Consider the following 11227-nt stretch of genomic DNA (forward strand, 5'->3'; position numbering starts at 1 on the left):
GGAAATCATTAGCGTTATTTAGTCCACTCTGAAATGTTCGTCTTTAGACAAGGGAATTTTAGTTTTGTCCCAATCTCCTAATTGGTTTTATTCAGCGAAATCAGCTTGTAGAAGATGATGGTTTGATCATCATGCCATTGGACTTTTTCAATCATCGCATAGCCCCTTGAGTGGCTCTTCTTCGTTGTCCTTACTTCAATGGGGGTGTTCATCGGATACAAACGGTAGCCTTCTTTTTGCAACTGAAATAAGTTGTCTTTCTTCCTCACTTCTCTTCCTTTCGTGACGAGCATGGTATTAAGCTCAAGACCCATTCCCATGGTGATTCCCCTTTACTGCTGTTTTTTCATCCAATCACAGAGCATCTTGACGATTTCACGGTTCTTCAACGGGGGGAAATAATGTGTGTACGCTGAAAAATAATAGGATTCGACCGATTTCCCTGCCTCTTTCAGCCTTTTTTCTAATCTATATGCATGATCGATTGAAACGTTCTGATCTTTTTTCCCGTGTATGATCAGGACAGGTGCTGAAATCTCTTCTATTTCATAAAGCGGGGTCCGCCATTCGTAGCGCTCAGGATATTTATTCGGACTGCCGCCGATCACCCTCTTCATCATCCTCCGGAGGTCTTTCCGTTCTTCGTAGGTGAGGAACATATCGGACACCCCTCCCCAGGTGACGATGGAAGTGACCTCTTTCATCTCAATCCCGGTGAAGAGAGCCATGACGCCTCCACGGGAAAAGCCGAAAACATGGATCCTCCCGTTATGCACCCTTTCATATTTCTCCAAAAACCTATAAGCCGACAATGCATCCTCACGGTCATCACCTGCAAAGTCCTCGTTTCCTTCGCCGCCGCGGTTCCCCCGGTAATACGGGGCAAACACAATGAATCCTTCCTGGGCAAATTGGGCGATGCGGGCCGGCCTTACCATTCCAACCCCTTTTATTCCGCCCCTCAAATAGAGGAATCCATCATATGTACCTTCTTTCGCAGGCTGTGCAAGCATCCCTTTCACCCTCAGTCCCCCTGAGATATAAACGATTTCATAGAGCTCTACATGCGGATTTGGGGAAGGAAATAACGTTTTTTTCAAAATGGTTCCGTTCTTCATATTCTCTTCCTTTCGAAAAATGGGCTCTGGGTATTCACACAATTTCATCCCATACATACACTATTTTATCAAATCTCAATTTCAAATTATCACGGTTCCCTATAGGCGCAACATACCCCTCTATCATGGCAGACAAACGTTTAGAGGGTATTCGCATGCGCACATGTTTCATTCCAAGGAGGAAAATCCACATGAAAAAATGGTCTCGAATTGCTTTCACCCTATTAGCAGCCGCTTCTCTCACCATCGGTCTGACCGCATGCGGCAGCGGAAAAGATGAACTGGAAAAAGTACGTGTGGCAGAAGTGACCCGCTCCATCTTCTATGCTCCCCAATATGTGGCGATTGAAAAAGGCTTTTTTAAAGAAGAAGGACTTGATATCGAGCTTACCACCACCTGGGGCGGCGATAAGACGATGACTTCCCTGCTGTCCGGCGGCGCTGATATCGCCCTGGTCGGTTCGGAGACATCGATTTATGTCCATGCGCAGGGGTCCGATGATCCCGTCATCAACTTTGCCCAGCTCACTCAGACGGACGGAACCTTCCTGGTTTCCCGTGAAAAGGTAGAAAACTTTGACTGGGAGCAGCTCAAAGGCTCCACATTCCTCGGTCAGCGTAAAGGCGGCATGCCGCAGATGGTAGGGGAATTTGTGCTCAAGCATCATGGAATCGTTCCGCATAACGACTTGAACCTCATCCAGAACATCGATTTTGCCAACATCGCCAACGCTTTTGCATCCGGTACAGGCGATTATGTACAGCTTTTCGAACCTACTGCCTCGATCTTTGAAAAAGAAGGAAAAGGTCATATCATCGCATCATTCGGAACAGAGTCCGGCCACGTCCCGTATACCACTTTCATGGCAAAGGACAGTTATATGAAAGAGAACAGTGAAACCATCGAAAAGTTCACGAGAGCCCTCTATAAAGCCCAGAAATGGGTGGATGAAAGCTCGCCAGGTGAAATTGCGGAAGTCCTTGAGCCTTACTTCGAAGATACGGAATCAGACATCATCGAAACAGTGGTTGAACGCTACAAATCACAGGGATCCTTTGCAACTGACCCGATCCTCGACACGGAGGAATGGAACAACCTGCAGGACATCATGGACGAAGCGGGAGAACTTCCGGTAAGGATCGACCACAAAACTCTCGTCAACACTTCTGTTGCCGAAAAAGTAAGTAAGTAAAAGATAAAATCACCGACCTGACCAGGCTGACTATTTCGTCAGCCTCTTATCAATTTAGAAAGACTGGAGGCGCGTTACCGTGGATTTTTTGTCTGTGGACTCGATTCATCACACTTATTTTTCCCCTAAAACGGCAACCAATGCCCTGGCCAATATTTCATTAAATGTGAATGAAGGTGAATTCATTTCATTTATCGGACCGAGCGGATGCGGAAAAACCACCCTGCTTTCCATCATTGCCGGGCTCATAAAACCTACTGAGGGAAAAGTACTCCTGAACGGCAGGCCGGTCAGTTCTGAAAAGAATCAAATGGGATATATGCTTCAGCAGGACTATCTTTTCCCCTGGAAAACGATAGAGGAAAATATCTTATTAGGGTTGAGAATCATGGATAGCCTGACGGAGGAGAAAAAAACCGAGGCATATGAACTGCTTGAAGAATTGGGACTGAAGGGGGTCGGGGCTTCATATCCGAGAGAGCTCTCAGGGGGGATGCGGCAGCGGGTAGCCCTGATCCGTACATTGATCACAGAGCCGAAGATCCTCCTGTTGGATGAGCCGTTTTCGGCCCTTGATTATCAAACGAAGCTGAAACTTGAAGATCTGATATTCACGACCTTAAAATCATTGAATAAAACAGCCGTCCTCGTCACGCATGATATCGGTGAAGCAATTGCCATGAGCGACAGGATCATTTTATTCGCTTCAAACCCGGGGAGAGTGCATAGAGTTTTTGAGGTACCCCCTGAATTAAAGGGATTGAAGCCATTTACTGTTCGAAATCATGAAGCCTATCCGCCATTTTTCCAGAATATATGGAAGGAGCTTGAGAACCTTGAATCAGGAAACCCTTAAACAGAAGCATACAGAATACATTCATTCACTGAAAAAGGAACAGCGCCGGGTCTGGTTCTATCAGGTCTTGATTTTCCTAGTGTTCTTCACCTCATGGGAAGCAGCAAGCCGCAACAGCTGGGTGGATCCGCTGATTTTCAGTTCACCTTCAAAAATCTGGGCCTTATTTCTTGATAAAGTCGCAGACGGCAGCCTTCTAGCCAACTTATCGGTGACCCTGGGTGAAACCATCCTGGGATTCATTCTCGGAACACTTCTAGGTACACTTCTGGCAGCTCTCCTTTGGTGGTCACCGTTCCTGTCCAGGGTGCTGGATCCCTATCTTGTCATCCTGAATGCGATGCCGAAAGTGGCCCTCGGCCCCATCCTGATCGTCGGACTCGGTCCCGGCTTCACGTCGATCATCGCGATGGGGACGGTCATCTCTGTCATCATCACGACCATCGTCGTCTACACCTCTTTTAAAGAGGTGGACCCGAATTACTTGAAAGTCATGAAGACATTCGGGGCGGGAAGGGGTCAGATGTTCAAAGAAGTGATCCTGCCCGCTTCCTTCCCGACAATCATTTCCACATTGAAAGTGAACGTCGGTTTATCCTGGGTAGGGGTCATCGTAGGTGAATTCCTTGTGTCTGCAAAAGGGCTCGGATACATGATCATCTATGGATTCCAGGTATTCAATTTTACCCTTGTCCTGCTTTCACTGCTTGTCATCGCCGTATTTGCCACAATCATGTATAAGATTGTGGAGCAATTAGAAAAGAAGTGGATCAAGTCGTAATGTTCAAATGTTTCAAAGCCAATTCCACCACTTTGTCTTTCATGATGAAACTGAACTCGGGGTGTGTCTGCATATCAGTCAGCTCACCCTCCCACAATTTACAGCCGTATGTTTCGAGATAATCGTCTTTCATGATGACATCCCTGGCTTCTGCATAGAAAATCGTTTTTACGAATGGGGATTGATCATATACTTTATATTCCCCGACAAAGACAGGTTCCTCGATCACACCCCCGGTTTCTTCAAACGTTTCGCGGACGGCCGCATCTTCAAGCGTTTCACCTTTTTCGCGCTTGCCGCCGGGAAACTCAAGGCCCCGCTTCTTATGCTGGGTCAGAAGCCACTTTTCCTTGTAACGGCATATGATTAGAACGTGGTGTGACTCCATATTAAAAAAATTTTTCTGAAATGCAAGTTCCACTTTTAAACCATTGGCGTCGATAAATTGTTCCATTTGTCATCACCCCTTTAATAATCTAATCATAAATAAAAAGCATTGGTCCACAAGTTTTGCTTGGGAACCAATACTTTTTAGCTCTTCACGGGGCTGGATGATCCAGGATCCCCATGCTTTCAATATGTTTCTTCGCCTCTTCATCACCCAGCTCATGGATCATGCCATACACCCTGTGAAGGTTTTCATCATAGGCATCATTCTCACGATCAAAATGATATTGTACATACGGTACATGAGAACGGTAAAAATTCTGCCAGTCGGTCGAGTAATTCGAATCAAAGATCTCCCTGAGCTTTGTGATTTCTTCATCAGTAGCCGAAATTTTAAAGTGCCAGGGTGAATCCGTCGAGCTCCTGGATATTTCACCGCTCGCTACCTCAATATAGTAATCATGACGTTCGTCCAAACTTCACAACCCCTTCATATTTGTTACCCTTCTTTTTCCTCAATTCCTCACTTTCTATACACAGTGGGGGAAGGTGTAAGTGAAGAGCTGCTCATCATCCGCCCGCAGAAAGCGTTTCTTGTACAGAATCGGACAGTCATGTTCTAACAGATCACTAAAAATTTCCCTCCATCATGAATATTGTCAGTATTCTTTAGTATAGTATCAATAAGAATGTTTAGATTTCAGGGCCGGGATGCTTACTGGCAGGAAATTCGGGTAAATACAAAATAAATTGTAGTGTATTCAATCCTACTTCTGTTAAAATTAATGAAAGGGAGGTGAAGTGCATGAAGTTGATTGAAGAAATCTATGAAATGTACCGTGGCAGAATCAAAGGTACAGATGAAGACTTGGACCTCATTGCCCTTACGATCTTAGAAGATACATCCAGGAATGAAATCATCGAATTGATTCAGGAAATGGAAACAGAAGAATTGGAATATTTCCTTCGACTATACATATTTGAGACGTTAAAAGAAAAATGGTCTAAAAGTGAAGAGCGTGTCAGACTGGAACGGAAAAGCCTTCACTGATTTCCTCAGGGGAAAACATACAGTAAGAAAAAAGCTTTGAACAGCAGCTGTTCAAGGCTTTTTTCTTTACCCCTTCAAATCGATGGAAATCCCTTTGCTCGGATGCGGAGCAGCGTTAGCCTCCTTCATGTCCTGAAGCATGACAGTTACATGCGCAGCCTGTGTGGACATCTGGCTCTTCAAGAGATTCATGCTCAGCGTCCTCTGCAGCTCTGCAACCTGCTTCCCCATCATGGCGGATACGTTCATCGCATTCCCCTCCCCTCTCCTTGTTTCATCCATCATACCAATAACAACCAGTCAGAAACAGAATAACTTTCCGCCTAGTAGAGGACCTTTATACTATATCCTTCTTTCACGAAGTTGTACGAATTGGTGAATGACAATTATTTTTTCTATGATAAAATAAGGAAAAAGGGGGGCTGAACTGTGTCATTAACGCTTGTCATGATCATTGCCGTCGCTATATGCATTCTAGTGATCTTTGTCAGTGCCCTGACGACATCCAAAGCATATACGACCGTTAAACATACCGTTGATCCGCTGGATAACAATCCGCACCTTAGGCATATGGAAGATACTGAGGAAGAATCCGAAGAAAAAACCACGAAATGAATAGTTGATTGATAACCGGGGAGTTCCCGGTTTTTGTTTGTTTTGGGCTAAAAAGATGCATACAAAGATCCACCGGCAAAAAGTCATGCCGGTGGATTTCTTTCGTTAATGAATTAAGCAAATACCTGCTTCAACTCTTCTTTACTGTGATCAAGCCAGTATTTCATCAATCTTTTTGCTCCCTCAAGGTCGTGAAGCTTTGCCTGTCCGCACTGCTTCTCATTTGCAGCAGGGATCTCCTCTATTTCAACCGCTTCCTTCATCGTCGCTTCCAATAAGTCGATGATTTCCTCTACTTCAGGTTCACCGCTGACGACGAGGTAGTACCCTGTCTGGCACCCCATCGGAGATATATCAATGATATCAAAATGAGCATACGGCTCGGCATATTTACGGATGGTAAACGCAAGCAGGTGCTCCAGTGTGTGAATGGAGTCAGGCTTCATTGCCTGTTTGTTCGGCTGGCTGAAACGGATATCAAATTTATTGACAAGGCCGTCGCTTCCCACCTTATGCACTCCACAGTGTCTGACATACGGTGCCTTGACCGCATTATGATCCAATTCAAAGCTTTCTACTGATGGCATTCATTATCACTCCCATTCATTTCTATCTATAGTATAACGCAAATTCAGAGTAATTTCATCAACTTAATCTGAATTAGGTGATAATCATGTCCGGATGCTTCTTTACACTCTTCGCCATTCCTGGCTTCGAACCCTCTTTACATTTTTATTTCATTCAAAAACAGGCTGCTTTCATCTTAGAAGCTTTTTTTGATATAGTAGAAGAAAACGCACTGGGAGATTATGAAATGAAACGTGCAATCCTTTTACTGTTCCGATTTTACCAAGTGGTGATTTCTCCAATAAAACCTCCGACGTGCCGCTTCTATCCGACTTGCTCTCATTACGGAATACAGGCTGTGAGCAGATTTGGCGCCCTGCGCGGAGGCTACCTGACAATAAAACGAATTCTTAAATGCCATCCATTCCATCCCGGTGGAATCGATCACGTCCCGGAGGAATGGGCGGAGAGGAATAAGAAGCAGAACCAGGACTAGCTCTGTAATCAGAGGTAGTCTTTTTCATTGCCCCTTTATTGGAAAAGATAAAAGTCTTGATTATTACTTCAGATGGTAGTAAAATAACGTTTGTGCTAAATCGTAATCATTACAATTTACAAAAAAATAAAAATAAAGCAAAAAGGAGGCTGCCTCTTGAACTATATTCGTAAAAGTTTGTTATTATTAATCGTTTTACTCCTGTCTGCCTGCGGAGCTTCTCCTGAAGAGAAGGGATCGAAGGACGGGAAGCTCGACGTATATACAACGGTTTACCCGCTTGAATACTTCACAAAGGAAATCGGCGGTAAGCATGTAGAGGTTCACAGCATTTACCCGCCCGGCTCTGATGAGCATACATTCGAACCATCCCAAAAAGATATGATCGATATGGCGGAAGGCGATGTTTTCTTCTATGTCGGGATGGGTCTCGAAGGATTTGTTGAAAAGGCGAAATCAATATTAGAGAACGAAGATGTGAAGGTCGTCCCGGCCAGTAAAGGTATCAATTTGGAAGACGCAGAGCATTCGGAAGATGACGATGCTCACGGTGAAGAAACCCATTCAGATGACGGACATGGACATGATCATGGTGCCGATCCGCACATTTGGCTGAACCCGGAATACTCCAAGCAAATGGCCAAAGTCATTGCAGATACACTCTCGAAAGAAATGCCTGAACACAAGGAAGAGTTCCAGTCGAACCTAAAAGAATTGAACGGACAGCTGGACGCTTTGGATAAAGAGTTCAAGCAGATGGCAGAAGCAGCTCCAAAGAAAACATTTTATGTTTCCCACGCAGCTTACAGCTACTGGGAAGACCGTTACGGACTGCACCAGGAAGCCATCGCAGGATTGAATACATCTGATGAGCCTTCACAGCAGGAATTGAAGAAAATCATCGAAAAAGGCAAAGAAGATAATGTTGACTATGTTTTATTTGAACAGAATGTTTCTTCCCGTTTAACTGAGGTTGTTCAAAAGGAACTGGGGGCAGAGGCCCTTACACTCCATAACGTTTCTGTTCTGACGGAAAAAGATATCGATAACAAAGAAGATTATTTTTCACTGATGAGAAAGAACATAAAGACGTTGGAAAAAGCATTGAAATAATAGATTGAAGACACCGCTCTTATTAATGGGCGGTGTTTTTTTAGTTTTAAGACTGGTGCCTGTCTCAAATCACGCCGTTTGGGCCTGGCTCAAATCACATCGTTTGAGCCTGGCTCTAATTATATCGTTTCGCCCTGGCACCCATTCTGTCTAAAAATCCCCTTCAGACCCATGCATATTATTTTCCATTAAGTGGACAATAAGGAAAGCTAATGACATGGTAAGGGAGAATTGGAAATGGATGAATTGGTACTTGCACGATCTTTATTCGGCACGACGATGGCTTTTCACATCATCTTTGCAACGCTCGGTGTCGGCATTCCGCTGATGATCCTTGTAGCGGAAATTATGTATCAGCGCACAAATGATCTGGATTATTCTGTGATGGCCAAACGCTGGACGAAAGCATTCGCCGTCCTACTCGGTGTCGGGATACCGACCGGGACGATTGCAGGTGTGCAGCTTTCACTCCTCTGGCCCGGTTTCATGGAGGTCATCGGGCGGGTAATGGCGCTGCCCTTTCAAATCGAGATTTATGCCTTCTTTATTGAGGCTCTCTTTATGTCCATTTATGTGTATGCAGCGAACCGGATTGCCCCCTGGATGAGAATCGTCAGTTTGATCCTTGTCGCAATCGGCGGTCTGGCTTCTGCCGTATTGATCACAAATGTTCATGCATTTGAAGGGACCCCGGCAGGATTTAATATTGTGAATGGGGAAATCACGGATGTCGATCCGTGGAAAGCCTTTTTCAATCCGAGCTTTTTTGTAACGGCCGGACACGTCGCTCTTTCAGCCTACGTTGTCGGATCGTTCACCATTGCCTCAGTCGCTGCATTTAAAATGCTCCGCACCCCATTCGATTCGAGAGTATATAAGTTTCATGGAAAAGCGCTGATGATCTGTTTATTCGTAGGTGGGGTCTTTGCGTTCTTGACCGCGATAAACGGACATGAATCTGCTCAGAAGCTGCATGAATATCAACCTGAAAAACTTGCTGCAGCAGAAGGTCTTTTCGACACCCAGACGCATGCGCCGCTTGCCATCGGAGGCTTTACCAACCGCGCGGAACAGGAAGTCAAATGGGGTATTGAAGTTCCGTGGGCACTGAGTTTTCTGGCGGGCAACAGCTTCGACACAGAAGTGATCGGCTTGAATGATTTTCCTGAGGAATACTGGCCGCCTCTGTTTGTACATACCCTGTTTAACGCCATGGTTGGAATCGGCTCGTTGTTGATCCTTCTTGCACTCGTTGCTTATGTGTGGAAGAAGCTGCTGAAAAAAGAACATTATCCAAAATGGCTCATGTGGTTGTTTGTCGCAGGTGGGCCCCTTTCCATCCTGGCAATCGAATTCGGCTGGATATTCGCCTGCACCGGACGCCAGCCGTGGACCATATATAGAATCCTGAGTACAGAGGATTCGGTGACGGCGACGGGTAATATAGCCGTTCTGTTCATTCTGTTTGTCACGGTTTATGCGATTTTAGCGGTTGCCGTAGTCCTTGTCCTGCTCTACTACTTCAAACGTAATCCGCCGCAAAAGGATATCGACAAAGCAGAAAGCAAAGAAATTCCGCTCTCAACTTAAACGAAAGGAGGTATCATCATGACTCAGGTGCTAATCGCAATTACAATCCTCTGGGGCTTCGTTTTCATCTATGCCGTCATGGCAACGATGGATTTCGGGGCGGGATTCTGGTCGATGCTTTATATCAATCATGACAAGACGAAAGCAACCAATATTGCGAATCGTTATCTGTCCCCGACATGGGAAGTGACGAATACATTCATTGTCGCGCTGGTCGTGGCGGTCTACAGCCTGTTTCCGGGAGCGGCCTATTCCCTCGGGACCGTTCTTCTGGTCCCTGGAAGTTTAATTCTCCTCCTGCTTGCGATCCGCAGTGCGTTTCTCGTCTTTTCACATGTGGCCGATGATTACCGGAAACCGCTGACTTACATTACCGGCATCACCGGTCTTTTGATACCCGGTCTACTCATCAGCGTGCTGCCGATATCACAAGGTCCATATATCGATTTTGAAGACGGGCAGACCCTTCAGCTGGGGAAGCTGTTTACAAGTCCGCATGAATATGCGTTCTTTGGATTTGCCGTAGCAAGCACGTTGTTCCTTTCTTCCCTCCTATTGGCTGACTACTCGAAAGCGTCAAAGGAATATGAGGCTTATAAAGTGTACAGGCGTGATGCGATGATCATCGGCCCCATTTCCGTGGTGATGGCTTTTCTGATTATGTTTACGATGAAAAATGAAGCCAGTTGGATTTATGAACGCATGATGGAGGACTTGACGATCCTTCTCATCTCCCTGCTCGGATTTTTGGTCGCAGGTGCTGCGCTGTTTCTGCCAACCAATAAAGAGGGAATGAAAGGGATGCCGCGTGTGGCCGTGGTTGCCGTCACGTTTCAATATGTATTGGCGAGTTATGTTTACGGTAATGCCCATTTGCCTTATATCATTTATCCTGAAGTGACGATTCAGTCCGGTTTTACCGACCCGAATTCGTTCAGGGCCGTTTTCATTATGTATATCGTCGGGTTTATCATTCTATTTCCAGGGTTCGTTTATTTCTGGAGCCTGTTCATGAATGACAAACGGTATTTGCGGCAAAAGAGTTGAAATGTGCTCCTAATTGGAGATTCAACGAGGGCTCAGAGTTTAACTCTGGGCTTGTTTTATTTGGTTTTCCGCAGTGTTACAGCACCTGAATGTGCGGGGAATCATTTTGATAATAAGTGAGGCTTTTTAAAAATAATTCTAAGGTTGCGATAACATCATCCAGCAGTCAAAAATAGATTTTCAGCTTTCGATAATAAAAAGTTGATTTATGAAAATAAATCCTCAGTTATCGATAATAAAATCTTAATTTTCGATAATAAAACTGCCAGGGGGATACCGAAGTTAATCATTTAAATGACGATTGACTGCCTTAAACACAGAAAATGACTTACTTTTCAGCAATAAAAAACTAAAATAATGCAAAAGTGCCAGGAAAATCAAAAAATACATCGATCCCACACAAAAAATCGCCT

Annotated in this window: 15 protein-coding genes; 9 read left to right on the forward strand and 6 right to left on the reverse strand. The window is 45.0% G+C overall.

Translation table 11 applies throughout. The annotated features are described in order from the left end of the window. Window positions 1-77: 77 nt before the first annotated feature. Together ACKA06_RS20600 and ACKA06_RS20605 are read right to left on the reverse strand one after the other, a co-directional pair. Window positions 78-320 carry a DUF2584 domain-containing protein gene (locus ACKA06_RS20600; RefSeq protein ID WP_058298012.1) on the reverse strand — a complete coding sequence of 81 codons (243 nt, stop codon included), beginning with the start codon at window positions 318-320 and terminating at the stop codon, window positions 78-80. Window positions 321-332: 12 nt separating this feature from the next. After that, on the reverse strand, window positions 333-1118 hold the full coding sequence (locus tag ACKA06_RS20605) for an alpha/beta hydrolase family protein (protein ID WP_058298013.1): 786 nt from the start codon (window positions 1116-1118) through the stop codon (window positions 333-335). Between the two features lie 191 nt (window positions 1119-1309). Between ACKA06_RS20605 and ACKA06_RS20610 the strand changes: the two genes are divergently transcribed. The 3 genes from ACKA06_RS20610 (at window position 1310) to ACKA06_RS20620 (ending at window position 3948) form a co-directional block, all read left to right on the forward strand. Beyond that, entirely contained in the window at window positions 1310-2311 is a 1002-nt protein-coding gene (locus ACKA06_RS20610) for an ABC transporter substrate-binding protein (RefSeq protein ID WP_411160535.1), read from the forward strand. Window positions 2312-2390: 79 nt separating this feature from the next. Then, the gene (locus ACKA06_RS20615; RefSeq protein WP_032087263.1) at window positions 2391-3167 is read left to right on the forward strand and encodes an ABC transporter ATP-binding protein; all 777 of its coding nucleotides are present in this window, start codon (window positions 2391-2393) and stop codon (window positions 3165-3167) included. Continuing rightward, window positions 3148-3948, forward strand: a complete 801-nt coding sequence (locus tag ACKA06_RS20620; RefSeq protein WP_411160536.1) for an ABC transporter permease — start codon at window positions 3148-3150, stop codon at window positions 3946-3948. The genes ACKA06_RS20615 and ACKA06_RS20620 overlap by 20 nt, the downstream gene beginning before the upstream one ends. On the opposite strand, the gene ytkD is transcribed toward ACKA06_RS20620, so the two are convergent. Together ytkD and ACKA06_RS20630 are read right to left on the reverse strand one after the other, a co-directional pair. Then, window positions 3938-4402 (reverse strand): RNA deprotection pyrophosphohydrolase, encoded by a 465-nt coding sequence (ytkD, locus tag ACKA06_RS20625; protein WP_411160537.1) that lies wholly within the window; start codon window positions 4400-4402, stop codon window positions 3938-3940. The genes ACKA06_RS20620 and ytkD overlap by 11 nt on opposite strands. Before the next feature lie 85 nt (window positions 4403-4487). Continuing rightward, window positions 4488-4811, reverse strand: a complete 324-nt coding sequence (locus tag ACKA06_RS20630; protein ID WP_058298017.1) for a hypothetical protein — start codon at window positions 4809-4811, stop codon at window positions 4488-4490. Between the two features lie 329 nt (window positions 4812-5140). Here ACKA06_RS20630 and ACKA06_RS20635 point away from each other — a divergent pair, with 329 nt between their 5' ends. Further along, window positions 5141-5386, forward strand: a complete 246-nt coding sequence (locus ACKA06_RS20635) for a DUF6154 family protein (protein ID WP_032087259.1) — start codon at window positions 5141-5143, stop codon at window positions 5384-5386. A gap of 66 nt (window positions 5387-5452) precedes the next feature. Here ACKA06_RS20635 and ACKA06_RS20640 read toward each other — a convergent pair whose 3' ends face one another. After that, a complete protein-coding gene (locus ACKA06_RS20640; RefSeq protein WP_411160538.1) occupies window positions 5453-5671 on the reverse strand; it encodes a hypothetical protein in 219 nt (72 codons plus the stop codon). Between the two features lie 144 nt (window positions 5672-5815). On the opposite strand from ACKA06_RS20640, the gene ytzI reads away from it, so the two are divergent. After that, complete coding sequence (gene ytzI, locus ACKA06_RS20645; RefSeq protein ID WP_411160539.1) at window positions 5816-6001, forward strand: YtzI protein; 186 nt, start codon at window positions 5816-5818, stop codon at window positions 5999-6001. A 113-nt stretch (window positions 6002-6114) separates the two neighbouring features. Here ytzI and ACKA06_RS20650 read toward each other — a convergent pair whose 3' ends face one another. Further along, window positions 6115-6588 carry an S-ribosylhomocysteine lyase gene (locus ACKA06_RS20650; protein ID WP_411160540.1) on the reverse strand — a complete coding sequence of 158 codons (474 nt, stop codon included), beginning with the start codon at window positions 6586-6588 and terminating at the stop codon, window positions 6115-6117. A gap of 227 nt (window positions 6589-6815) precedes the next feature. Between ACKA06_RS20650 and yidD the strand changes: the two genes are divergently transcribed. From yidD to ACKA06_RS20670, 4 genes are all read left to right on the forward strand, one after another. Next, entirely contained in the window at window positions 6816-7064 is a 249-nt protein-coding gene (yidD, locus tag ACKA06_RS20655; protein WP_032087255.1) for a membrane protein insertion efficiency factor YidD, read from the forward strand. Between the two features lie 156 nt (window positions 7065-7220). Then, entirely contained in the window at window positions 7221-8177 is a 957-nt protein-coding gene (locus ACKA06_RS20660; RefSeq protein ID WP_411160541.1) for a metal ABC transporter substrate-binding protein, read from the forward strand. Window positions 8178-8414: 237 nt separating this feature from the next. Further along, entirely contained in the window at window positions 8415-9767 is a 1353-nt protein-coding gene (locus ACKA06_RS20665) for a cytochrome ubiquinol oxidase subunit I (protein WP_214871964.1), read from the forward strand. A gap of 18 nt (window positions 9768-9785) precedes the next feature. Beyond that, on the forward strand, window positions 9786-10814 hold the full coding sequence (locus tag ACKA06_RS20670; RefSeq protein WP_411160542.1) for a cytochrome d ubiquinol oxidase subunit II: 1029 nt from the start codon (window positions 9786-9788) through the stop codon (window positions 10812-10814). The last annotated feature ends 413 nt before the right edge of the window (window positions 10815-11227 follow it).

Origin of the sequence: Rossellomorea oryzaecorticis (assembly GCF_045897515.1) — a bacterium.
Lineage (GTDB): Bacteria > Bacillota > Bacilli > Bacillales > Bacillaceae_B > Rossellomorea > Rossellomorea enclensis.

Bases quoted from the DNA above. Each gene is read 5' to 3' on its own strand.
- ACKA06_RS20635 (WP_032087259.1), top strand. From the start codon at position 5,141: ATGAAGTTGATTGAAGAAATCTATGAAATGTACCGTGGCAGAATCAAA.
- ACKA06_RS20665 (WP_214871964.1), top strand. From the start codon at position 8,415: ATGGATGAATTGGTACTTGCACGATCTTTATTCGGCACGACGATGGCT.
- ACKA06_RS20640 (WP_411160538.1), bottom strand. From the start codon at position 5,671: ATGATGGATGAAACAAGGAGAGGGGAGGGGAATGCGATGAACGTATCC.
- ACKA06_RS20610 (WP_411160535.1), top strand. From the start codon at position 1,310: ATGAAAAAATGGTCTCGAATTGCTTTCACCCTATTAGCAGCCGCTTCT.
- ACKA06_RS20670 (WP_411160542.1), top strand. From the start codon at position 9,786: ATGACTCAGGTGCTAATCGCAATTACAATCCTCTGGGGCTTCGTTTTC.
- ACKA06_RS20600 (WP_058298012.1), bottom strand. From the start codon at position 320: ATGGGAATGGGTCTTGAGCTTAATACCATGCTCGTCACGAAAGGAAGA.
- ACKA06_RS20605 (WP_058298013.1), bottom strand. From the start codon at position 1,118: ATGAAGAACGGAACCATTTTGAAAAAAACGTTATTTCCTTCCCCAAAT.
- yidD (WP_032087255.1), top strand. From the start codon at position 6,816: ATGAAACGTGCAATCCTTTTACTGTTCCGATTTTACCAAGTGGTGATT.
- ACKA06_RS20650 (WP_411160540.1), bottom strand. From the start codon at position 6,588: ATGCCATCAGTAGAAAGCTTTGAATTGGATCATAATGCGGTCAAGGCA.
- ytkD (WP_411160537.1), bottom strand. From the start codon at position 4,402: ATGGAACAATTTATCGACGCCAATGGTTTAAAAGTGGAACTTGCATTT.